The organism is Microbulbifer sp. S227A, assembly GCF_049800935.1.
In genome coordinates this window covers 318665-340741 of the sequence record NZ_JBNAFZ010000001.1, presented here as the reverse complement: position 1 = coordinate 340741, position 22077 = coordinate 318665, and the positions used below count along the sequence as shown (strand labels likewise).

General features: G+C 60.1%; 21 protein-coding genes and 2 tRNA genes. 14 read left to right on the top strand and 9 right to left on the bottom strand.

Annotated features, from left to right (window positions below; all coding sequences use genetic code 11):
* Positions 1–6: 6 nt before the first annotated feature.
* On the top strand, positions 7–1689 hold the full coding sequence (locus ACP15R_RS01675; RefSeq protein ID WP_424985242.1) for a recombinase family protein: 1683 nt from the start codon (positions 7–9) through the stop codon (positions 1687–1689).
* A 471-nt stretch (positions 1690–2160) separates the two neighbouring features.
* Positions 2161–3369 carry a tyrosine-type recombinase/integrase gene (locus ACP15R_RS01670; protein ID WP_424984628.1) on the top strand — a complete coding sequence of 403 codons (1209 nt, stop codon included), beginning with the start codon at positions 2161–2163 and terminating at the stop codon, positions 3367–3369.
* Between the two features lie 12 nt (positions 3370–3381).
* On the opposite strand, the gene hsdR is transcribed toward ACP15R_RS01670, so the two are convergent.
* From hsdR to ACP15R_RS01655, 3 genes are read right to left on the bottom strand one after another with little or no spacing between them, the layout of a single operon-like run.
* A complete protein-coding gene (gene hsdR, locus ACP15R_RS01665) occupies positions 3382–5706 on the bottom strand; it encodes an EcoAI/FtnUII family type I restriction enzme subunit R (RefSeq protein ID WP_424984627.1) in 2325 nt (774 codons plus the stop codon).
* Between the two features lie 17 nt (positions 5707–5723).
* The gene (locus ACP15R_RS01660) at positions 5724–6941 is read right to left on the bottom strand and encodes a restriction endonuclease subunit S (RefSeq protein WP_424984626.1); all 1218 of its coding nucleotides are present in this window, start codon (positions 6939–6941) and stop codon (positions 5724–5726) included.
* Positions 6938–8401: an N-6 DNA methylase gene (locus ACP15R_RS01655; RefSeq protein ID WP_424984625.1), complete on the bottom strand. Its 1464-nt coding sequence runs from the start codon at positions 8399–8401 to the stop codon at positions 6938–6940. Before ACP15R_RS01655 ends, ACP15R_RS01660 begins: the two co-directional genes overlap by 4 nt.
* 123 nt (positions 8402–8524) lie before the next feature.
* Between ACP15R_RS01655 and ACP15R_RS01650 the strand changes: the two genes are divergently transcribed.
* The 5 genes from ACP15R_RS01650 to ACP15R_RS01630 all read left to right on the top strand — a co-directional run bounded on the left by ACP15R_RS01650 (position 8525) and on the right by ACP15R_RS01630 (position 12551).
* Positions 8525–9748: a hypothetical protein gene (locus ACP15R_RS01650; protein ID WP_424984624.1), complete on the top strand. Its 1224-nt coding sequence runs from the start codon at positions 8525–8527 to the stop codon at positions 9746–9748.
* Positions 9745–10560 carry a hypothetical protein gene (locus tag ACP15R_RS01645; protein ID WP_424984623.1) on the top strand — a complete coding sequence of 272 codons (816 nt, stop codon included), beginning with the start codon at positions 9745–9747 and terminating at the stop codon, positions 10558–10560. Before ACP15R_RS01650 ends, ACP15R_RS01645 begins: the two co-directional genes overlap by 4 nt.
* An 81-nt stretch (positions 10561–10641) precedes the next feature.
* Positions 10642–10857, top strand: a complete 216-nt coding sequence (locus tag ACP15R_RS01640; RefSeq protein ID WP_424984622.1) for a helix-turn-helix domain-containing protein — start codon at positions 10642–10644, stop codon at positions 10855–10857.
* A gap of 7 nt (positions 10858–10864) precedes the next feature.
* Complete coding sequence (locus ACP15R_RS01635) at positions 10865–11278, top strand: helix-turn-helix domain-containing protein (RefSeq protein WP_424984621.1); 414 nt, start codon at positions 10865–10867, stop codon at positions 11276–11278.
* Between the two features lie 232 nt (positions 11279–11510).
* Positions 11511–12551 carry a tyrosine-type recombinase/integrase gene (locus tag ACP15R_RS01630; RefSeq protein ID WP_424984620.1) on the top strand — a complete coding sequence of 347 codons (1041 nt, stop codon included), beginning with the start codon at positions 11511–11513 and terminating at the stop codon, positions 12549–12551.
* Between the two features lie 98 nt (positions 12552–12649).
* Here the strand turns inward: ACP15R_RS01630 and ACP15R_RS01625 are convergent.
* A tRNA-Ser gene (locus ACP15R_RS01625) sits at positions 12650–12739 on the bottom strand.
* A gap of 43 nt (positions 12740–12782) precedes the next feature.
* Here ACP15R_RS01625 and ACP15R_RS01620 point away from each other — a divergent pair.
* Positions 12783–12989: a hypothetical protein gene (locus tag ACP15R_RS01620; RefSeq protein ID WP_424984619.1), complete on the top strand. Its 207-nt coding sequence runs from the start codon at positions 12783–12785 to the stop codon at positions 12987–12989.
* A 169-nt stretch (positions 12990–13158) separates the two neighbouring features.
* Here ACP15R_RS01620 and ACP15R_RS01615 read toward each other — a convergent pair whose 3' ends face one another.
* Positions 13159–14538, bottom strand: a complete 1380-nt coding sequence (locus ACP15R_RS01615; protein ID WP_424984618.1) for a S8 family serine peptidase — start codon at positions 14536–14538, stop codon at positions 13159–13161.
* 149 nt (positions 14539–14687) lie between these two features.
* On the opposite strand from ACP15R_RS01615, the gene ACP15R_RS01610 reads away from it, so the two are divergent.
* A complete protein-coding gene (locus tag ACP15R_RS01610) occupies positions 14688–16565 on the top strand; it encodes an adenylate/guanylate cyclase domain-containing protein (RefSeq protein ID WP_424984617.1) in 1878 nt (625 codons plus the stop codon).
* Between the two features lie 45 nt (positions 16566–16610).
* Complete coding sequence (locus ACP15R_RS01605) at positions 16611–17729, top strand: phosphatase PAP2 family protein (RefSeq protein ID WP_424984616.1); 1119 nt, start codon at positions 16611–16613, stop codon at positions 17727–17729.
* A gap of 423 nt (positions 17730–18152) precedes the next feature.
* Here ACP15R_RS01605 and ACP15R_RS01600 read toward each other — a convergent pair whose 3' ends face one another.
* Positions 18153–18848, bottom strand: a complete 696-nt coding sequence (locus ACP15R_RS01600) for an NUDIX hydrolase (RefSeq protein ID WP_424984615.1) — start codon at positions 18846–18848, stop codon at positions 18153–18155.
* Between the two features lie 52 nt (positions 18849–18900).
* The gene (locus ACP15R_RS01595) at positions 18901–19299 is read right to left on the bottom strand and encodes a DUF983 domain-containing protein (RefSeq protein ID WP_424984614.1); all 399 of its coding nucleotides are present in this window, start codon (positions 19297–19299) and stop codon (positions 18901–18903) included.
* Positions 19300–19518: 219 nt separating this feature from the next.
* Between ACP15R_RS01595 and ACP15R_RS01590 the strand changes: the two genes are divergently transcribed.
* The 4 genes from ACP15R_RS01590 to ACP15R_RS01575 are packed head-to-tail and all read left to right on the top strand — an operon-like array spanning position 19519 to position 21464.
* Complete coding sequence (locus tag ACP15R_RS01590; protein ID WP_424984613.1) at positions 19519–19989, top strand: EF-hand domain-containing protein; 471 nt, start codon at positions 19519–19521, stop codon at positions 19987–19989.
* Between the two features lie 4 nt (positions 19990–19993).
* Positions 19994–20623, top strand: a complete 630-nt coding sequence (locus ACP15R_RS01585; protein ID WP_424984612.1) for an RNA polymerase sigma factor — start codon at positions 19994–19996, stop codon at positions 20621–20623.
* Entirely contained in the window at positions 20616–20969 is a 354-nt protein-coding gene (locus tag ACP15R_RS01580; RefSeq protein WP_424984611.1) for a hypothetical protein, read from the top strand. Before ACP15R_RS01585 ends, ACP15R_RS01580 begins: the two co-directional genes overlap by 8 nt.
* The gene (locus ACP15R_RS01575; RefSeq protein ID WP_424984610.1) at positions 20970–21464 is read left to right on the top strand and encodes a periplasmic heavy metal sensor; all 495 of its coding nucleotides are present in this window, start codon (positions 20970–20972) and stop codon (positions 21462–21464) included.
* 103 nt (positions 21465–21567) lie between these two features.
* Here ACP15R_RS01575 and ACP15R_RS01570 read toward each other — a convergent pair whose 3' ends face one another.
* Together ACP15R_RS01570 and ACP15R_RS01565 are read right to left on the bottom strand one after the other, a co-directional pair.
* Positions 21568–21753, bottom strand: coding sequence for a hypothetical protein (locus tag ACP15R_RS01570; protein WP_424984609.1), 186 nt, complete (start codon positions 21751–21753; stop codon positions 21568–21570).
* Positions 21754–21964: 211 nt separating this feature from the next.
* Positions 21965–22041 (bottom strand) — tRNA-Ile (locus ACP15R_RS01565).
* Positions 22042–22077 lie beyond the last annotated feature (36 nt).

Genomic DNA, 22077 nt, shown 5'->3' with positions numbered 1-22077 from the left:
AAGAGTCTGCAGACCGACCGGGTCGTTCTCGTTCCCGGACCGCAACAGGAGCAGGACGTCGTCCGGCGGATGTACAGGATGTTCATGGAGGATGGCTGCTCCGAGCGAGAAATCGCGGGCGCCCTGAACGCCGAAGGCCACCTGACTGATCTCGAACGGCCGTGGACTCGGGCGTCGGTCCACCAAGTCCTGACCAACGAAAACTACATCGGCAACAACGTCTTCAACAAGGTGTCGTTCAAGCTGAAGCAGCGCCGGGTGGTGAATCCGCGCGACATGTGGATCCGGGCCGAAGGCGTCTATCCGGCGATCGTGGACGAGGCATTCTTTCTGCGTGCACGGGAGATCGTCGACGCGCGCAGCCATCATTTCACGGATGATGAATTGCTCGAGGCGCTGCGTGGAGTTCTCAAGAAGAAAGGTGTGCTGTCGGGGCTGATCATAGATGAGCAAGACGACCTGCCCTCCTCCAGCGCCTTTCGCAACCGGTTTGGCAGTCTGCTGCGTGCCTACCAGTTGATCGGCTACGAGCCTGATCGCGACTATCGATACGTCGAGATCAACCGGGCCCTGCGACAGGCGTATCCCGGCATCGTGGCCGAGATCATCGACGGCATAGGAAACCGCGGCGGCCGTGCCGTGCAATACCCTGACACGGACCTGATCCGGGTCAATGACGAGTTCACGGCTTCGGTGGTGCTCGCCCGATGTTTCGAGACCGGGGCCGGATCCTTGCGATGGCGCATTCGCCTCGACGCGGGCCTCGTCCCCGACATCACCATCGCAGTTCGGATGGACGAGATGAACGATGCGCCGCGCGACTACTACGTTCTGCCGAGCATCGACATGACCATGGCAAAGCTGCGACTGTCAGAGGCAACCGACGTAAATGTTCTGCATGAGTTGAAGGCTACGCTCGACGATGCAGGTGTTTACGAGTGGTCCGAAGTCGAGGAGTTCTGCACCCGCTTTTTTGATGGGGAAGATGCCCAGACGCTCAGTCCCCTGATCGACGCCGCGGCAGAGCGGTTCAACGCTGAACTAGATCTCGAGGACAAAGACAAGATCGACTACAAGATCAAAGCCAAGCAGTTCGTGAAGGTCTACGGCCAGATGGCATCCATAATGCCCTTCGAGGTGTTGGCCTGGGAAAAGCTGTTCTGGTTCCTTAAGTTCCTCATCCCGAAACTTAAGATCCAGGATCCGAACCAAGATGCACTCGACGAATTGCTCGAAGCCGTTGACCTTTCCTCATACGGCCTCGAACGAACAAAGTTGAACCACGCAATCGGGCTGGACGCGTCCGAGTCAGAACTCGAGCCACAAAACCCCAATCCGCGAGGGTATCGTGAAGGCGAGGTCCAGGAAGACCCGCTTGAGGAGATCATTCGAAGCTTCAATGAACGCTGGTTTCAAGGTTGGAGCGCGACACCGGAAGAGCAACGCGTGAAGTTTCTCAACATCGTCGACAGCGTGCAGGCGCATCCCGATTACGACGAAAAGTTTAGCGACAACCCGGATCCATTCTCGCGCGATCTAGCATTCGAGAAAATCATGAAAGATGTCATGTTGCGGCGACGCAAGGAAGAGCTCGAGCTGTACAAACTCCACTCCCAAGACCCGTCCTTTAAAGCCTCCTTGTACCAGAGCATCAAGGAAATGCTGCGAAACAGCACTCAGCGCGGCTAGTCAGCGGGTCGACAAGCATTCAGGGAATAGGATTGAGCCGGTTCGACTTCAGTCCCTTTTGGGCGAACGCCACTGGCGGCGTAGTGCACAACGGAGAGTACGTAAAGTATTTGCGTTTTCAGTCGCTTACATAAAATTCACCAAGTCACCGCAGGCAACAGGTTCAGAGAATATCGGCAGAAAGAGAACACTTTAGGTCGTCCGGCCAGGCAGGTTGGTGAACAGTCCCTCCCGCATAACCCTCGAATACAACGAGAAAATCCGGCCGCAGCCGGATCGGGAGAACGCTTTCGCTGGGGCAAGTGGCGGATCGGGTGTCCGTATAACCAGTGTTCTCTTGGAGTTTTAGAGGTTCGCGTGCGTTCATTTTAATGTTGTAATTACATGCCATTAAGTTCGCGCCTGCCTCTTGCGGTTCGTCGCCGTTCGCCCTAAATCAAGGTCAAGTGTGGGAACATATGTGGGAACAGCATGACCTTGAATGCGCGGAAGGTGGACACGGCAGGCCCCGGTCGGCACGGCGACGGGCGGGGGTTATTTCTTTACGTCAAACCCTCGGGCGCACGCTCGTGGGTTCTGCGCTACCAAGTCAAAGGACGCCGCCGCGATCTGGGTCTTGGGCCATACCCGGACGTTAGTCTCGCCATGGCGCGTGACCGCGCGGCAGAAGCGCGGCGACTGATTGCCGAAGGCGAAGACCCGATCAGCAAGAAGCAGCAGGCCAAGCCCAAGACTTTCCGCGAAGCCGCGCTGGAACTAATCGAAAGCAAACGCCCTGGCTGGAAAAATGCCAAGCACGCGGCTCAATGGACGTCCACGCTAGAGGCTTACGTTTTTCCCAAGATCGGCGCGGTACAGGTGGCTAAGGTCGAGACGTCGGACGTTATTGCAGCGCTTACCCCTATTTGGGCGGCGAAACCCGAAACCGCCAATCGGGTGCGCCAGCGCATCGAAGCGGTGATCGACTATGCCTCCGCACTTGGTATTCGCAGCGGCGACAATCCGGCGCGTTGGCGTGGGCATCTGGATCACCTCTTGCCCAAGCCTAAAAAGGTGCGTGCGGTCAAGCACCACCCAGCGCTGCCCCACGCCGAGATTGCCGATTTCATGACTGACCTCGCCCAGCGTGAAGGTGTCGCCGCGCGGGCGCTGGCCTTTACCATCCTCACAGCGGCGCGCTCTGGCGAGACACGCGGCATGACGTGGGGAGAAGTCGATCTGGAGGCCCAGGTCTGGACCATCCCGGCGGGGCGGATGAAGGCAGCAAAGGAACACCGCGTGCCACTGACCGATGCAGCCTTGGTTCTGATCGGGCATCGCGCAGAAGGCACGTTCGACGATGCCCTGATCTTTGGCAGTGAGGCGAAACCCGGCAAACCGATTTCTGACATGAGCATGACCGCCGTGCTGCGCCGCATGGACCGCACCGACATCACCGTCCACGGCTTCCGCTCGACCTTCCGCGATTGGGCGGGCGAAACCACCAGCTTCCCCCGTGAAGTAATCGAAGCAGCGCTGGCGCATGGCATCAAGGACAAGGCCGAAGCCGCCTATGCGCGGTCTGACTTGTTCGACAAGCGACAGTTGCTGATGGAGCTTTGGGCCAGCATTGTTTCGGCCAATGATCTAAGTGAAAACATCGTTCGGCTTGCGCACGCATCTGAGACAAAACGCATATGACCAATTCATGGCTCAATCCACATACAGCGCTTTTTGCATATTAATGAATGCTTGCTTGACAGCGTTCAATCCGCCAAGCCTTTCTTTACCTTCACTGACGCTACCATAACGCGCCGTCAGAAAATTCCCAAGCTTTCCATTCGATAGCTCACTCTCGCCGCGCACCTCATACGCGCTGAGTATCGAAAGGAGCAATGCCTTCATGTCTGCGCCTGTGTCGGAAAATCCATCTGTTCTGACACCATCCGCGCGCTCGTGACGTGTCTTAGGCGGTTGAGTGAACAGGGCATAGCTCAGCACGTCGAAAAGATCGCTGTCGTGAGCGTCCACAAGCGTTCGAATATCACTCAACCTCTCTTGGTCATAACCTCGATCCGAAAGCTGCTTGACGAAGTGGTCACGCGTGTCAGGGTCGCTCCACACGGTGCGAAGCTGGTCCTCGTCCGCGACAATGCCAGTCAAGTCGCCGCACAGCCGTTCGAGGAATTCCTTGGCCGACATGGGTTTGCCGTCTGGTCCCCAATAGGTCGTCGTGGAAAGGTATGCGATTTGGCGCGCCTTGCCGTCCGACAGCTTTACGATGATCTTTTCGCGCGGAGGATCGTCGTCATCGCTGCCTGGTTCGGGTGGGTCAATATCAGGACCCGGCCTCGGCGGATCAACGGGCGGGCGTGGACCATTGGGCGGCTCAGGAGCCAGCGGTTCGCCATCCCACTCGGGATCGTTGAAGTTTTCATGGGCTTTCACGAAATCCCAGATCGTAAAGAAATCCTTGCCCTCATAGGTGCGTGTGCCTCGCCCGATAATTTGTTTGAATTCGATCATCGACCGAACCGGACGCATCAACACGATGTGGCGGACATTCCGAGCATCCACGCCAGTCGAAAGCTTTTGCGAGGTCGTCAGAACCGTCGGGATCGTTTTGTCGTTGTCCTGGAAATCGCGCAGCCATTGCTCGCCGACCGCGCCATCCTCTGCCGTGACGCGGTGGCAATAGCTGGGGTTGTCGCTGGCCTTCACCTGGTTGATCAGGTCACGGACAAGGGCGGCGTGATCTTGTGTGGCGCAGAACACAATCGTTTTCTGGCGCTGATCCACTTGATCCATGAACTCGCGGACACGGCTCAATTCGCGGTCTTCGATAATGATCCGGGTGTTGAAATCACCTTCGGTGAAACTCTCGCCAATCTCGGCCTCGCCTGCCACCAGTTCGTCCACACCGTCATAGACGTATTCGTCAATCGTGCTGACCATCTGGCGCACTTTGAACGGCGTCAAATAGCCATCTTCGATCCCGTCGCGCAGCGCATAGGTGTAGGCCGGTTCGCCGAAATAGGCGTAAGTATCGGCGTTGTGTTTGCGTTTGGGTGTGGCGGTCAGGCCAAGCTGCGCGGCGGGTTCGAAATACTCCAGTACCTGCCGCCATTGGCTTTCGTCCTTGGCCCCGCCCCGGTGACATTCGTCGATCACGATGAAATCAAAGAAGTCGGGCGGATATTGCGTGTATACCGGTTCACCTTCGCCGGTCATGAAGGTCTGGAAAATCGTGAAGAACAGGCTGGCGTTCTTGGGCACGCCTTTGTTCTTGCGGATGGTGCCAGGGTCGATCCGGTTGACGGCATCCGTGGGAAAGGCGCTGAACGCGTTATACGCCTGATCGGCGAGGATGTTGCGGTCGGCAAGGAACAGGATGCGCGGGCGGCGGACGGGTTCGCGCGAGAGGTTCCATTTCGCTTGGAACAGCTTCCACGCGATCTGGAAAGCGATGGAGGTCTTTCCTGTACCCGTTGCTAGCGTCAGCAGGATGCGACGGTCGCCTTTGGCAACAGCCTCAAGCGCCGCCGTGATGGCCTTGTGCTGGTAGTAACGCAGCTCCCACTTGCCGCCATCTGTCTCGAAGTCTACGGCACCGAAGCGTTCACGCCAAACGTTCTGATCGGCGAAAGTGCGATCCCATAGCTCATCGGGCGTTGGAAAGGGCAAATCCATCTCGCCCTCGGCCCCGCTGGTCATGTCTATCTGATACCAGTTCAGACCGTTGGAGGCGTAAGCGTAGCGGGAGCCAAGACGGGTTGCGTAATCCTTGGCCTGACCGACGCCGTTGCGGTGACTGATGCCAGCACGCTTGGCTTCCAGCACAGCGAGCTTCTGGCCTTTGTGGATCAGCACATAGTCGGCAGATAGGCCCTTGCCGCGAGTACCGCCTGACTGGATGCGCCCAGGGCAGATGACTTCACGCCGAACCTTCGAGCCGTTCTTCCCCCAGCCCGCCGCCGCAAGGACGGGGTCTATGCGCTCGGCGCGGGTATCGGCTTCGGTTTCGTCGTAAATGCTCATCTTCATTACTCGTTACGTCATGTTAATTCGCCCGCGAAGGCTTTCTGCAAAAGGGATTGGCGGAGATCGTCCAAATCAAGAGTTTGCGCTTTATACTGCGCTGATGCTGCATCGACCTTGGCGCGAATGCTGGAGAGCTTTTCAACAATTTCTGCCTGCTTCGTTAAATCGCTTGGCATACGGACTTTGAGCTTGCTCCACTTTCCTTTGTTTATTATCGGCAACGTTGCTTGTCCCGCTTGGCGCATCACATCTGCTTGGAACTCAGGCGTCAGCATTTGGTAGTAGAGATATTCACCGCTGATCCCATCTTTTGGAGCAACGGCGTTGATTTGCTGGTTCGTAGCTATCGGGCGATCTGAATAACCTGCCTTTCCAATGGTCGCGCCGATACAAACCATCAGAGCCGATCCTCCCGGAAGGACGCGAGATACTGCCGCTCCTTGCTCGCTCAAGCCTTGATTGTCGTAGACTAGAGAGCCGTCGGGCAAGAAATCGCCTGGCTTAATGAAGGGAATATGATCACCGAGATTACCTTTGTCAGAAGTCTTGGGCGTTGATCCAGTGACTACATCTCCAAGGTCAGCAAGCAATGTTTCATTCCAGGAGATTGTTTCATCGTGAAGCGCCGCTTGCAGCGCACTGCCAAACAACTCCCGCGCGTTTTGTAGGTTAGCTTCGGCGTGGGCGCGGGCACGGGCCAGACCCTCGAAGGCCTCGTCTAGAACCGCAACAATCCGCTGTTGTTCTTCGTGAGGTGGAAGGAAGACCGGAAATGTTGTGATGTCGCGTTGGTAGAGGTGCGGCGTTGTCGCGCCCTCTAGTCTCGACTGTACGATTTCTTGAAAATATGGGCTTAGCAGGCAAAAGTAGAGGTACTTTGGAAGGACTTTGGGTCCGGGTCGGATTAATAGAAGCGAAGAATTGATCGTGGTAGGTTCAAGAACTTCGGGAACCACTCCCAGTTTGCCGATGCCAGCACCATCTTTGCAAATCAAGATGTCGTCCTGCTGGAGCATTATTTCGGGGCTTTCGTCATAGCGCTCCTGCGAAATGTGGAAAGCATCTCGAAAATCGACATAGTCCCCATAATTCAGGGAGTGGACAGAGAGGAATCTGGGCCCCGACTTCGTGTATTCCTTCGCAGTTAGACCTTTCCAGCCGATCCTGCTACGGAGTTCCGCGATCTCGCCGAGCGGTATTTCGATCCAACCTGCCTTAACCGAATCCTTCACAGCATCCCCCGAATGTCTTCGAGGATTTGGGCTGTCTCGGCACCCCGCGTCAGCATGTCGGCGATGATCTCTTCAGGGCTGCGGAGCGCCTCTGCCTCGGGCGCGTTGGGGTTCTTGACCGACAGATCGTAGGTGTCCTCATCCAGATCGGCGCGGTTGACGATCCAGCTTTTCGGCCCGTTCGGGCGCGTGCGTTGGAGTTCCACGAACTCCGCCAGATCATCGTCATTCAGCGGGTTGGTCTTGCCAAGGCTGCGGCCAGGATCGAGCTGGTAGTACCAGATGTCTCGTGTCGGTGCCCCTTTCTCGAAAAACAGCACCACGGTCTTGACCCCCGCGCCCTGGAAGGTGCCTTGCGGGCAATCGAGGATGGTGTGCAGCTCCGCCGCCTCCAGCAATTCCTTGCGCAGCGCGACAGAGGCATTGTCGGTGTTGCTGAGGAAGGTGTTTTTGATCACCACGGAGGCGCGCCCGCCTGCCTTTAGCTTGCGGATGAAGTGTTGCAGGAACAGATAGGCCGTCTCGCCCGTGCGGATAGGAAAGTTCTGCTGCACTTCGCGCCGCTCGCCCCCGCCGAAAGGCGGATTGGCGAGGATGATGTCGTGGCGATCCTTCTCCTGAATATCCATCACGTTCTCATTGAGCGTGTTGGAGTGGATCAGGTTCGGGGCTTCGATGCCGTGAAGGACCATGTTCATGATCCCGATGATGTAGGCGAGGCCCTTCTTCTCTTGGCCATAGAAGGTCCTGGCCTGAAGTGTGTTCCAGCCGCCGCCAATGTCCTTGCGGGTGCCGTCAGGATGGGTTGTCAGATATTGGAACGCTTCGCACAGGAAGCCTGCTGATCCGCAGGCCCCATCGTAAATCGTCTCGCCAATCTGCGGTTGCACAACCTTGATCATGGCACGGATCAGGGGGCGGGGGGTGTAGTATTCGCCCCCATTGCGCCCTGCGTTCCCCATGCGCCGGATACGGGTTTCGTAAAGCTCGGACAGTTCGTGCCGTTGTTCCTGCGTGTTGAACGCGAGGCTGTCTATCTGTTCCAGGACGTCACGCAGGATATAGCCAGACCGAAATTTATTGCGCAGTTCGGTGAACACCTCACCGATTTTGTATTCGATGGTTTGCGGGCTGGTGGCGGATTGGCGGAACCTGGCGAGATAGGGGAACAACTCTTGATCGACGAAGGTGATCAGGTCGTCTCCGATGCGCGCGGCGTTGTGATCGAACGCGCCATCGACCTTGGGCGCGGCCCATTTGTACCACTGGTAGGGTCCGGTGATGATGGGGGCGTAGTCTTTGCCCTCAAGTTCGGCACGGTCGGCGCGTTCGGCTTCCAGATCGTGCAGGTATTTCAGGAACAGCACCCAAGAGGTTTGTTCGACGTAGTCGAGCTCGTTGGCAATGCCTTCTTCGGCGCGAAGGTCTCGCTCGATTTTATTAAATGCGTTTTCGTACACGGCACACTCATTTGAATTGTTCCAGAACAACGGTGATCAGGAATAGTGGGTGAATGCAAGCGGCTTGCAGTGAACGCTAGTTGCCCCCATGCTTCGATAAAGCCAACTGAACGGACGCAAGATATGGCATCATTTAGTGCTTTCATTCGGAAATCTCCTTCAGAGCGTTTGCGGGCTTTTCTGGCAGCGCGAGGTGTTCAAACTGACGGCGATTTCGATTGGGTTAGCGAAGGGCGCGGTGGGGCGTTTGTGAAGTCCATCGAGGCCCTGATTGCGGGCTTGCCCGACGCGCGACAGGACGCGGTGAAGGCTGAGTTGGAGCTATTGGCAGAACTTGCCTCAGACGATGGCATGAGCGGCGTGGCGCATGTTTGCGCCGGGGAAGGCGTCGATCTGGAAGGGTATGAGGGCGTCGAAGACGTCCTATTGATGCTGGCGACGGAGCATGACCGCGTGATGATCGACCGCGTTCAGGTTCAAGCGTCCTACCTGCGCAGGTCCGCCGGAAAACAATGGGCGCGCTTTCAATTCCTAGATGATGGCAAGCCTTGGGTTCTGGATCAACCAAGCGCGCAAAATGCATTCTTGGAGGAAACAGTCGGCATCCTGAAGCTACCCGCACATCGAAAACGTGAGGCCGATTGGTTTCACCCGGTGCGAATTGATCCAGTCACGGGCACGGAAATACAACTGACCCAAGCCACGATTTATGTCGAAGACCACGCCGAAAGCGAATTGGCCTTCGGAGAAACCAGCCTTGAGCGGCACACGCGGCAAAAGGTTCTTGAGGTCGGTGTTGTTTGTGATCCCAAAGAACGGATCGTCGAGATTTGCGCCAAAGGTGGCCACAAAATCCGCGACAAGTATCTGCAAGCCTTTTCAAAGCATTTCGCCCCACGTTCCAAACCGCCCGTCCAAATACCCCGTCGCAATGTTCGTCTTGAAGTGCTTCGCGGTGCGCCGGAATTGACGACCGTACCGGCGGACGGAATTGAACGTGTCGAGGTGTCTTCGCTGTCTTTTCGGTCAATGGATGGGGCATTCTTGATGGCCGAAAAGCGCGGTGAAGATGAGTCTCTCTATCAATTCCTGAAACGGCGGTTTGGGGTAGCGTCGCCATTGCAGGCCGCAGGCTGGCAGATTGTTGCGGCAACCTTGCGCATATTCAAAGCGCCTCGCGATGGCAAAAAGGGCCAAATTCTGACAGTGACACTACGCACGCCCAACACGACGAGCGTACCGAACAAGACCGAGGCGGAGCGGGCATTTGTTTTTGGCCTGTTGGAGCGCTGGGAGTTGTTGGACCCGCCACCGACCAAAGCCGAGTTGTTTGAGGTAATCGAGTGACCGCAACGTCTCGGCTTTGCGAGATTATTGCCCAAGGCGGTAAAGTTTCCACAGATTTTGGCGACGACGATGGCTTTGCGGCTCTAGTCCGTCATGGCTATCTGCGCGAAGCGGGTGTCTTGACTTCGGTTGTGTGCGATGAATGCGACGCGCCGCATTCCGCACCGGTTGTTTATGAGACGGATATGTATGGGTATTACTGCCCGGACCTCGGTTTCCTGCCCCTTGCCGCCGCGCGGTTAGCCGTATTCTCGCCGGATATTCCAAAGTTGATTGAACACTTGGCCGAAGCCCTTGGGTGTCGGCAACGCAAATCGTCCAGCGTTCATGGTGAGACATGGCGGATCGGCGCGGCCCAAGCCGACGCAGCGACGGTGATGCTCTACTTTCACCCGACCTTAGAGACTGAAGACGATGCGCGCGCGCTGCAAGATGCCTTGGGGCGTGAAGCCCGGTCGGAATGGCGGCTTGTGGTGACGGCTCAGGGGGCTTTGCCGATGGCTGGCTTGGCAACGGTGCGCCTCGATGACCTTACCGAGATTGACATCACGACCGGCGCGTTACGCGTTATTGCCGATCCCGGTGTTTTGGCTGGCTCGCCCCGCAAGAATCCTGGTGGACGTCCAAGCGCGCATGGAGATTTGCTCAGGCCCTTGATCGCAGGCCGTATTCGCGATGGTACGGCGGTTGAGGGTGTCAACGCCGAAGCGGGCGAAGTGCGAACCGCATTCAAGGCCAAATATCCTAATCGTTCCATACCGTCGGACTCCGCAATAAAGCGCTACATCAGAAATGAGCGCGGGGGTTCATAACTGGTTCATAACCTCATCTCTGTTTTGAACCACCTCGCGTCCGGCAACGTCCGCTCATGCTCTTACAAAGGAGAATGAGCCATGACGAACACACCGGAATTGATCAACCAGGCCGCGCAAATCCTTGCGGTTTCCCCCAACGAGGCCGCGCGCCTTTGCAGCATCGGACGCACCACACTTTATGCAGCGCTGTCGTCAGGTGAGCTGAAAAGCGTCAAGATCGGCACGCGCCGTCTGATCACCATTGACGCCTTGCGGGACTGGTTGAAGCGCAACGAAACTTCGACGGGCGAGTGAGGCTAAGATGCCCAAAAAAGCGCGCCTGAATGGGATCAAAGCCTTCCGCTGCTATACCTTCGAGGAGGCGGCGGAGGCGTCCGGCGTCACTCCCCGGACTATCCGAAATTGGGTGGTGGACGGTCTGCCGGTCATGGACGGTATGCGCCCCGCACTGATCCGGGGCGACGACCTGCGCGACCACATCAAATCGCAGCGCGACAAGCGGTCAGTCAAGACCCGGATCGACACATTTTATTGCGTCTGTTGCCGGGCAGAACGGAGGGCGGCGGAAGGCATGGCTGACTGTGACATCGTCAGTGGCCGCGCGAAGTTGACAGCGCTCTGCGATGCCTGCGGAACGGTTGTTGCCAAGCCCGTTTCCGAAGCCCTGATTCCCCAAATTGCCCGGACTCTCGACCTCAAAATTACGCGGCACTAGGGCACATTAAGGAGGTGGACAGATGCCCCCTTGTTTTTCCTGTTCAAGGCAGGCGGCGGTGCGCTGCGGAATGCGCCCAATTCGCGCGCTGTTTCGGAAGGGCGGCGGTGCAAAGTTCAGCGGTTCAGGTCCGGGAACCTGTGGCATCCATGCTTGCGAAAAATCCACTCACAAAGAACCGGGGGCTGCTGCGCTCCCCATCTTCGGCACGACCAACTGAACGGAGGCCATCATGGGCAAACGACCGAATGAAAAGAATGAACGCCTGAAGCGTCAGTTCATCGACTATCGCAAATATGCGCGCCAACTGTCCGATAAATCTCTGGATCGGGAACTGGCGGCGTTGGAGCGCTTCGACGTGTGGAACGGGCGAAAGGATTTTGCGCGGTTCCACATCGAGTGGGCCATGGGCTTTCGTACGCATCTTGAGGCAGCGAAGGGCGCGAGCGGTAGCCCTTTGAGCAAATCGACATTGCGCGCCATTCTGGCGACGATGCGTGAGTTCACGCTTTGGCTGTCGCAGCAGGACGGCTTCCGCAGTCGGATCAGGGCGGCGGACGCAGATTATTTCAAACTGTCGCGCCGGGACGAGGCCGAAGCCCGTGCCGCCCCGCCACGCGCTGCACCGGGCATCAAACAGGCCAAACGCGCGCTGGCCTCGATGCCCGACACGACCCCGCGCGAGAAGCGTGACAAGGCGATCTTCGCGCTGCTCTGTCTGACGGGCGTACGTGTGGGGGCGCTGATTTCATTGCGGCTCAAGCACGTCGATCTGGCGGAAAAGTCCGTCACGCAAAACCCGCGCGAAGTGGCGACGAAGTTCGGCAAGAGCCTGCACACCTTCTTCGCCAAGGACTTCTCGGAGGCCGAAGCCGCGCTGGGTGCGTGGATGACCTATCTCGAAGATGAGGCGCTGTTCGGGCCTGACGACCCGCTCTTTCCGGCAACGGCGATTGCGCCACAATCCAACACGGGATTTGCTGCGCATGGATTCGAGCGGCGCGCCTGGAAGACCTCGGAACCCGTGCGCAAGATCGTCAACGGAGCCTTTGCAGCGGCCAAGCTCCCGGCCTTTGGCCCTCACGCCTTCCGTCACATGCTGGCCCGCCACGGCGCAAAAACCAGCGAGTCGGTGGCGGAATTGGTGGCCTTGTCGCAAAACCTTGGCCACACGGACGTTTTGACGACACTGCGCAGCTACGGCCAAATCGACCGCGACACCCAGCGCCGTCTGATCACGGGCGAAGACGACGGCGATTTTCTGGAGGACTGAGGGCGTTGAAACGCGCGGCATGTGTGGGAATGGATGTGGGAACGCAGGCGCGAAGTATCAAGAATTACATTATAAAATAATGCGTTAGGGATAAATTGTGGCGGATCGGGTGGGATTCGAACCCACGGTACGCTTTCACGCACGCCAGTTTTCAAGACTGGTGCCTTCGACCGCTCGGCCACCGATCCGCGATGTCTCGTTTCTTTACACAGCGCATCGCCCGGGCACAACATGGAGAAGAGGTTTGGTTTCGGTAAACGTGGGGCTGGTACGCTTGTTGCCAGTTACCCGGAAGCGAATTTGAAAACTCTTGCTGATCGTCTGCGTGCCGCCGGGGCTTCACACAAGGCTGTCATCACCTTGCCCGCCCGAAAGCGCGGGACAATCGTCAACGCATTCATCAACCCGTGTCAGAAATGGGCGGTGCAAACCGTCTGAGAAATTCAATTGCCTGCAGAACCTTTGGCGGGTTCCGGTTTTGCCGGCGAAACGCGGCGCTTGGTTCCTCCTGTATTGATACGACGCCCCACAGGTTCCATAGGGAGATCAGGTCGAGAAACGATTGTTGCGGTGTTTTGCCGACGTCCGGGGCGAAACAGGAACGCGGTCAAATGACGCCGGTGAGGTTGACGATCCCGGCGCCGCTGCGCCTGCTCCAGCCCGGCCCGTTGGTCGGCCTGCTGTTGTTCCGCAGGCTCTGGCGCAGCGCGGCCGGCGCAATCGAGTGCAACTCGGGGTGTGACCGCAGCGCGGCAACGATCCCGGCAAGAACCGCGGCGGCCGAAGATGTTCCGCCGCTGCGCAGGGCCGCGTCGTTGTCCTCGTTGAACCAGCTGGGCACGGCAAGATCGGGTTTCTCGACCGGAGCACCGGGCGGAGATTCAAAACCCGACGGCCCGGGCCCCTGCGACGCCGCACCGACCCAGGTGCCGTCGGTGCGCACCGCACCGGCGCTGTAGACCTCTGGCAATCCGTTTGCGCCAAAGATGCTGCGGCCAGGGCCACGGTCGTAGCCGGTGGCGCGGGGGTCACCGCAGAACTGGCCGTTATTGCCGGCGGCAAAAATCACATCATGCGTCCTGCCGATGCTGGCGATGATGACATTCAGACAGTGATCGCGGTTGTTGCTGTAATCTCCGCGAACGGTTTCGGCAAAGCGATCGACCAGGCCCCAGGCATTCAGGATCACCCAGGGCCCAGCCAACGCATTGCAAATCAGCCGCAACGTCCAATAGGCAAAGGTTGCATGCAGGCCAAAGAACTCCGATCCGGTGATACGTCGCGGAATCAGGGGAAAGTCATAGATATGACAGTCCGGTGCCAGATCGATCAGCGACCGCACCAGCATTCCGCCATGCCCCCGTTCAACCGGCAGATAGGGTGCTTTTTCCTCACCGGGCCGTTTGATCTTGCCGTCGGCCTCCCACGGGATGCCGGTGGCAAAGGTTCCGCCCAGTCGCTCGATATAGGAACGGTCGAGGCCCTGATCGACGACAAAGACATGCACGCCGCTGCCGCGCAGGTTTGCCAGACGGTCCGCAGCGATCAGGTGCCGCGCCGCCGCCCGGGTACCAAAGCCATATCCCTGGCCTCTGCCTGCGCACCAATGCTGGCCCTTGGGGGCCAGTTCCGCGGTCATCGGCGTCAACTCGGTACACACGATTTGTCCGCCTTCCGATGATGGCACAGGCCTGAGCAGTTCCATGATGCGTAGTGCGGTCTCGCGATCGGGCAGAGCCAGCGGCACGCCAAAGCCACGGTCCGGTTCTTCGCCCTCATTGAAAAGACGCTTGCCGTCGAATTCCTCCATCGCCCAGGGGTTGTTGAAACCGTGCTCGTTGCCCGGCACGAAACTGTCATGCACAAACCCATTCTCAAGAAGTTTGTCCAGCCTCAGCCAGTCTTCGCCCAACTCTCTGGCCTGATTGTCCAGCTTATCAACCAGGGTGCTCTCGTCTTTTTCGAATAGAAAGAGTTTGACCGACATGGGTTTGCCTTTCCGAATTCGCCAAGCTCCGAAGACACCAAATGCCTTGCCGCTTGAACCGAGCCGGGCCGAAACCGGCGGGGCGAAACTTTCCTTTACGTTAACTTTTAGCGCGAATCGGCGCATAATGCACGTAGGAAGGTGGGTAAATGTTGCAGGGCCGCAAGGATTTACAGCAAGGCGGGATATCCGAGCGGGCGCGCCGCGGAGTGACCCAGGCGCGTTCCGACGCGCCGCCCGCCGGGCCGCAGGATGCGGGGGATGCCGCGCTGGCCGACGGATCAGAGGCACGGCATCGACCAGCCAGCCACCGGGCCTGTGTCTGCTTTGTCGATGTGGTCGGCTTTTCGCAGATGATGCAATCCGACGAGGACGGAACCTATCGCCGCTGGATATCCCTTCGTTCGGAAACGCTGTTGCCGCTGCTGTCCGATCACGGCGGCATACTGGTCAATTCGACCGGCGACGGTGTGCTTGTCACCTTTGATCGACCTGCCGACGCGGCCCGATGGGTGCGCGATGTCCAGGCCGAGTCCCGCCGCCGCCGTCACGGGTTGATGCTGCGCGCGGCGCTGAACTATTGCCGCGTCCTGCGCGACGGTGACGATGTCCTGGGCGATGGCGTAAACATCGCCGCGCGCCTGCAGGAACACGCGCCGGCAGGGGGCGCGATCATGACCGATGCGGTGTGCCAGCGCATCGCCGATGACCCTGATCTCGAAACCCGCCCGCTGGGCAGCATCGCGCTGCGCAAGATGAAAAACCCGGTCATCGCCTTTGAACTGGTCACTGACGGACGCCCGGCGGGCGCGGTTGCGTCTGCGCGGGCCAGCCTTCCCTCGATCGCTGTGATGCCGTTCACCAGCGGCAGCGGACAGGAGGCCGACAGGTATTTTGCCTCGGGGATCGTCGAGGATATCGTTTCGCGCCTGTCCCGCCTCAGCGACCTGACGGTGATCTCGCGCTCTTCGACCCTCGCGTTTGCCAACCAGCCCGCCGATCCGCAATCGCTCGCCGCCGTGTTGGGGGTGCGCTATCTGATCACCGGGATTCTCCGGCAGTCAGGATCCAGGTACCGCCTGTCGGCCGAATTGCTCGATACCCGCAACGGCGAGGTGCTGGCCAGCCTCCGCCGCGACTTTGCCGATGCGGATACATTTGCGGTGCAGGACGACATCGTCGAGGCCGCCTTGTCGCACCTGCTGCCGGGCTTGCGGGCCGCCGAGTGGCGCAGATCGTTGCGCAAGGCGCCGGCTTCCTTCACGGTCTATGATAGCTATCTGCGGGCGCTGGACCTGATCGGCAGCCTTGAACCGGGCCCGTTCAAGGAGGCGCGTGCGCATCTGCAAAACGCCATGGAGGGCGATCCGACCTTTTCGCCGCCCTTCGCCTGGGCCGCGCGCTGGCACAGTCTCAACGTGGGGCAGGGCTGGTCAGGCGATGCAACCGGCGACGCCGAACAGGCCGCGCTGCTGGCCCAGCAGGCGATCCGCCTCGACGATCTCGACGCGCGGGCGCTGGCCACGTTCGGCCATGTCCAAGCCTATATGTTCGGCAATTTCGACACCGCGCTCGCCTATCTCGACCGCGCCCGGCAGGCCAATCCCAGCAGCTCTACCGCCTGGCTGTTGTCGAGCGTGACCCTGTCCAGCCTGGGCCGCGCCACAGAAGGTATCGAGGCGGCGGAACGGGCGCTGCGCCTGTCGCCCTTCGATCCGCGGCTGTTCCAGTTTTATGTCTTTCTGGGCACCGTTCACTACGACGCCGGGAATTTGCGGAGCGCCGTCAAATGGCTGTCGATGGGGCTGGCCGAAAACCCGCGCTATACCAGCGGCCTGCGCACGCTCGCTGTTGCGCAGGAGGCACTGGGCGATCATGACGCCGCACGGGCGGCCGCCGACCGGCTGCTCAGGCTTGAACCGGGGTTTTCGCTGGCGCGCTACCGCAGGGCGCATCGGCTCTATAGCGACCCGGCACATGCGGAATTGTTCTGCGCGCGGCTGCGACAGGCCGGCGTGCCCGAGTGAGAGGATATTTCAGACCACCGTTGTTTCACCAGAAAGGATATTGCCATGACAGGACCCGCCGGACCGATCGGAAGCATGGATGCGCGCGACGCACGTGACGCCAGAGATGCCAGGGATGCGCGAGACGCCCGAGACGCGCGCGATGCTCGGGACAGCGCCGGCTATGGCGGCAGCCCGACCTATCTGGGGCTCGGGATATCACCCCATGTGGTCAATGACGGCGACGACACAATTGCCGTAGAAAACCGATGGTGGCCCGGCAACGCCTGGCCGCCCACCAATCCCGAAACGCAGGATGATGCAGGTAATCCGGTGCGCCTGCACGCGATCTACAAGAGCTTTCAAAGCGCCCCCTTCGAACATTGGTCGCCCGGCAACAAGGCGGTGGCGTTCCTGTCTGAATTCGCGGTGAATGATTCCAATGTATCAGGCACCCCAGACTGGACAGGCATCACTCTTCCAATCCCCGCCCGTTCGGCGGGCAATTCGAGCGACAACACCAACTTTCTCGCGGATGCCTCCTTGGGTCTGGAAGAAAAACCTTATGAGTTGCCCAAGGAACTCACCGAGCTGATCGGCCTGATCGAATACCGCCCTGGCGTGATCGAAGAGGCGCTGCAACAACGCGGCACGATGATCGGCTATTTCCAGGGCATCGTGCCCTTCACCTACCTGTCGCATCCCGAAACCTATCGCCTGGCGCATATTGCGGTGACGGTGGCGCAGTTCCTGGCCTTTCATTTCAAGGACAAGTTCAACCGCCCGCGCCCGTCTCAGCTGCACCCGGGCCTTGCGCCGCCGATCGACGTGCCCCAGCATGCCGCCTATCCCAGTGCCCACGCCACCGAAGCGTGGTTGCTGGCGCTGTGCCTCAACGAGGCGATGCACACGACCGGAGGCGTGCCGCTGATGGAAACGGCCCATCTGCCGGAAAATCACCCCAAACATGTCAAGCGCAACGCGCTGTTTGACATGGCCGCACGAATTGCCCGCAACCGCGAGGTGCTGGGGGTACACTACCCATCCGACAGCGAAGCGGGCCGACGCCTGGCGATCAAGGCATTCCCCATTCTCAAGGCCTGCCCGTCGATCGGCGAGCCCGCAGGCAATGCGCTGATGAAAGAAGCCCGGGGTGAATGGGATGAGGTTGTGATCGCGCCCTGATCGGGACAACACCGGACTTTGGAATCCACGATCGCGGTCGGGCTGGCTGGCACGATGCCCCTTCACATCCCGCGTTCAAAGATGCCGCGGATGGGCGGGTGCCGACCCTCGGGAAGCAGTTTGGCGCGATGCCTTCATCAGGCGTTCCCCGCAGTGTCCGGCAGGCGATTTGCGCCGCAAACCGGCCAGATGACCTTCCGTCCCGAGACCGGAACATGCCAGCCACCTGATACGTTCGGCCCGAGAAACGGCGGCCTCAACGCCCGGCCGGCAAACCCCTCTGGGGATCAATGTCGCCGCCGCCAGAAACAGGTCCCATCCACAAAGACCCGGTTCAAAATCGCCCCCTTCATCTTTGTCAAAATACTCCGGGGGAGCCGCCCTTGGGCGGCGGGGGCAGAGCCCCCAAGGCTCCGGGTCGCCTCAATCATGCTCGGGCATCTGGACCCCGCGCAGGCGCAGGAACAGGCTGGCCTCGTCGTTGTTGCGGAAATAGGGCACGCTTGCCGGGGGCGTCGGATCATCGACGCGACCGGCAACTTCGGCCAGCACCACCTCGGTGATGAACGGCAAGTCAAACTGGCGGGCTTCGCTCAGCTTGACCCATTGCAGGTGAGACAACTCGTCGCTGGCATGGGTAAAGTCATCAAGATCGCCCCGGATCGCCTCTGCATCGACCAGGAAAAACCGCGCATCAAAGCGGCGTGGCCGACCGGGAGGGGTCAGCGCGCGAAAAACAAATTGCAGAGCATCCGCCGCCGGCAGGTTGCCGGTTGCGGCAAAGCCCTGCCAATCCGCTGGCACGGGGCCTTGCCACGCGCCGGGCGTGCCGAGGATCAGGCCGGTTTCTTCCCAAAGTTCGCGGATGGCGGCAACGGCCAGGGCCTGCTGAAGCCCGTGCGGTGCGTCTTCGCACAGACGCTCATGGCAGAGATCGGGCAGCGGGCGCGCCAGCGGAACCAACCGGTCATCCGCATCGACCGCTCCGCCGGGGAACACGAACTTGTTGGGCATGAACGCCGCCTTGGCACCCCGTTGTCCCATCAGGATCGACGGATCGCCCATACGGTCGCGCAGCACGATGACCGTGGCGGCGTTGCGGATTGCGGTCTTGTCCATGCTCATGCTCTCTCCTGCCGGCGAAGGGCAGGCCGGTTTCCGGAGCCTTGTCCTAGAAACCGTGCATGTGCCGGGCCCATTGGAACCCGACAATCGCCCCTTTCAATCTCGGCAAAAGATAGAGTGACAACCCGACGCAGCCAACCGCAAAAATCGTGAACAGCGTCAACGGCTCGGGCCGCCACATGGTAAAGACGAACAGCAGCAGCGGCGCCATGATATGCCCGACGATCAGGATGGTCAGATAGGCCGGGCCATCGTCCGCCTGGTGGTGGAAAAGCTCTTCGCGACACACCGTGCAGGTATCGTTGACCCTGAGATAGCCCTGCAATAGCGGACCGCTGCCGCATTTCGGGCATTTACAGCGCCAGCCCCGCGCCATGGCCGGCCATAATGCGCGGTCGGTTGTTTGCACGGCATCCGCCGTGAGGTTTTGCGATTCGTCGGTCATGTCTGTTCTCCCGCGGCCAAAATGGGGCTCAACGCGGGCCGCCGAAAGGGGGTGCGGCGCAATTGCGGCGGGATGTCGCGACGATTGCTTTGGCGCTGCCCGGGGACTGGGCGGTGAAGGTCCGCAAAAAACAACGCAGGCGGCGACGGAAACAGCGGGGCGCTGCGTTTTGTAGATATGACGGACGGCAGAGGGCCGTCGCAACGAAGGAAGAAACAAATGAAACATACAGGTTTTATTGTTGCGATCATCGCAGGCAGCATCGCTTTGACCGCGGGGGCCGCCATGGCCCAGAAGCCCGGCGGAATGCATCGCGCGCCGATCTCGTTCGAACAGGCGGATCAGGATGGCAATGGCGAGATCTCCAAAGAGGAATTCTCGGCGCGGCACGAGGTCCGGTTCAACGACGCGGATGCCAATGGCGACGGGTCGCTGGATCGTGACGAGTTGCTGGGTTCGGCGCGCAAGTCTGCCGAGCAACGTGTCGATGCGATGATCGAGCGTTTTGACGAGAACGGGGATGGTGTACTGTCGCAGGACGAGCTGCCGCAACCCCGCCAGGGCAAACGGGCGGACAAGGCCTTTGACCGCATGGACAAGGACGAGAACGGCAGCATCTCGAAAGCGGAATTCGACGAGGCAAAGGAACGCATGGGCAAGCACGGCAAGGGCAAGTGGCACAAGAACTGACCCGGTGCCCGAAGGGGGCTTCATATCGGCGGATCAGCGCGGGCCAGCTGCGGTGATCCCCACCGGTGTCGCGCCTTCGGACGATGCGTTGCTGGTCCTGTTCGCCAATGGCGAGCAGGCGGCAGCGCGCGAGTTGACCGAGCGCCTTGCGCCGCGCGCACTGGGTGTGGCGATGCGGGTGCTCGGAGACCGTGCCGAGGCCGAGGATGTCGCCCAGGAGGCGATGATGCGCCTGTGGCGGATGGCACCGGACTGGCAAACGGGCAAGGCCAAGGTCAGCACCTGGCTCTACCGCGTGACGCTGAACCTGTGCCTTGATATCAAGCGCCGCCGTCGCGGTGGCATGGCACGGCTCGACGACGTGCCGGACCCGCCCGACCCGGGCGAAAGCGCCGCCGAGCACCTGCAACAGACCGCCCGCGCGGACGCCTTGCAGGCCGCGTTGGAGACATTGCCCGACCGGCAGCGCGAGGCCGTGGTACTGCGGCATCTGGAGGGGCTCTCCAATCCGGAGATCGCCGAGATCATGGAGATCAGCACCGAGGCGGTCGAGAGCCTGACCGCACGGGGCAAACGGGCGCTGAGCCGGGAACTGGCCGGGCGCAAGGACGAACTGGGGTATAGCGATGACTGACACTGACAAGGACATGATCGATCTGGACGTGTTTTTTGACGCCGCCCGCAAGCAGACCGCCGGCCTGCCCGATGGCTTGGCGAACCGGATCATGGCGGATGCGGTCCGGGTGCAGCAGCACAGGCGGGCACCGGCCCCCGCGCCGCGTCGCTCACGCTGGCGGCAACTCTATGACATGCTGGGCGGCTGGCCGGGCATCGGCGGTCTGGCAACGGCCTGTGCGGCAGGGGTGTGGCTTGGTTTTGCGCCGCCTTCGATGCTGCCTGACCCGGCGCAATACCTGATGAGCGACAGCACGTTTCTTGACCAGGACAGCCTGGTCATCGCGATGGCCGAGGAAGGATAGATGAACATGCAACAAGACACTCCCGCACCCCGGAACCGGTTGTGGCTCCGGCTCTTGCTGGGGGCCTCGCTGGCATTGAACCTGCTGGTGATCGGGCTGGCGGTCGGGGCGGCCATGCGGTTTGGCGGCCCCGAGGGCGCGCGGCGTCCGCCCCCGGTGTTGGGCGCGACGCTGTACCGTGAATTGCCGCGCGAAGACCGCCGGGCAGTGCGCGAAGCGATGCGCCACCGCTCGGCCGATCCCGGACCCGATCGCAAGACCGCGACGCTCGAGGTCGCCGCACTGGTGCGCGAGACGCCATTTGACCCGGTGGCGCTGGAAACCTTGTTCGCCGAACAATTCGCCCGCCGCGAGACCTGGCAGGCGATGGCAAACACGGTGTTGCTCGAACAGCTGGGGCGGATGTCGGACGGCGCGCGCCAAGCCTATGCGGACCGCCTTGAAGACGCGGCCAACCGTTCGCGCGACCGGGGCAAGAAGCACAAGGACAAGTAATGGCATACCAACCGGTCGCGTCCGATCCGCCGGTTTTTCTTGGTCGACCGCCATCCCACACAACGATCGCGCACCTTGTAACATTGGGGGGCGCAATCCGCACCTAGGGGTCTGTTTCCCGGTCTTCGGAGATCAGTCCTCGTGCCTTCAGGCGCTCTCGAAGCTTTTCCAGATTTCTCATCTCGCTGTTTTCGATCTCTTCAGGGGTCATTAACAATGATCCCGGCGGCTCCTTTGCGCGCGTAGCCGACACCGGGTGGGGGGCAGGTTTCTGTTTATCTCTGGTCATTTCATCTCCATGCGTTGCTGGATTCGTGGGGGTATCAATGGTGCCAATCCGTGAGCCTGTGCCTTGCGGTTCTAATTGGGCAAAAGCATCGATGCCGCGCCGAATTCGGCACACCCCCGCTCGCGACGCCGTGCAAAACCAGTCCTGAGCCGGATCAGCCTTATGTCCATTTGGGAACGCAAGGCTGATTCCATCGGGAAAGATCGGCGAGTGGTAGGCCCGGCAGGACTTGAACCCGCAACCAAAGCGTTATGAGCGCTCTGCTCTAACCAATTGAGCTACAGGCCCGCCTTAGCGTTGCGTATCACGATGAGCGGGAGCGTC

Coding starts and splice junctions, on each gene's coding strand:
- ACP15R_RS01670 (WP_424984628.1), top strand. CDS start 2,161: ATGACCTTGAATGCGCGGAAGGTGGACACGGCAGGCCCCGGTCGGCAC.
- hsdR (WP_424984627.1), bottom strand. CDS start 5,706: ATGAGCATTTACGACGAAACCGAAGCCGATACCCGCGCCGAGCGCATA.
- ACP15R_RS01650 (WP_424984624.1), top strand. CDS start 8,525: ATGGCATCATTTAGTGCTTTCATTCGGAAATCTCCTTCAGAGCGTTTG.
- ACP15R_RS01640 (WP_424984622.1), top strand. CDS start 10,642: ATGACGAACACACCGGAATTGATCAACCAGGCCGCGCAAATCCTTGCG.
- ACP15R_RS01635 (WP_424984621.1), top strand. CDS start 10,865: ATGCCCAAAAAAGCGCGCCTGAATGGGATCAAAGCCTTCCGCTGCTAT.
- ACP15R_RS01630 (WP_424984620.1), top strand. CDS start 11,511: ATGGGCAAACGACCGAATGAAAAGAATGAACGCCTGAAGCGTCAGTTC.
- ACP15R_RS01620 (WP_424984619.1), top strand. CDS start 12,783: ATGGAGAAGAGGTTTGGTTTCGGTAAACGTGGGGCTGGTACGCTTGTT.
- ACP15R_RS01615 (WP_424984618.1), bottom strand. CDS start 14,538: ATGTCGGTCAAACTCTTTCTATTCGAAAAAGACGAGAGCACCCTGGTT.
- ACP15R_RS01610 (WP_424984617.1), top strand. CDS start 14,688: ATGTTGCAGGGCCGCAAGGATTTACAGCAAGGCGGGATATCCGAGCGG.
- ACP15R_RS01605 (WP_424984616.1), top strand. CDS start 16,611: ATGACAGGACCCGCCGGACCGATCGGAAGCATGGATGCGCGCGACGCA.
- ACP15R_RS01600 (WP_424984615.1), bottom strand. CDS start 18,848: ATGGACAAGACCGCAATCCGCAACGCCGCCACGGTCATCGTGCTGCGC.
- ACP15R_RS01595 (WP_424984614.1), bottom strand. CDS start 19,299: ATGACCGACGAATCGCAAAACCTCACGGCGGATGCCGTGCAAACAACC.
- ACP15R_RS01590 (WP_424984613.1), top strand. CDS start 19,519: ATGAAACATACAGGTTTTATTGTTGCGATCATCGCAGGCAGCATCGCT.
- ACP15R_RS01580 (WP_424984611.1), top strand. CDS start 20,616: ATGACTGACACTGACAAGGACATGATCGATCTGGACGTGTTTTTTGAC.
- ACP15R_RS01575 (WP_424984610.1), top strand. CDS start 20,970: ATGAACATGCAACAAGACACTCCCGCACCCCGGAACCGGTTGTGGCTC.
- ACP15R_RS01570 (WP_424984609.1), bottom strand. CDS start 21,753: ATGACCAGAGATAAACAGAAACCTGCCCCCCACCCGGTGTCGGCTACG.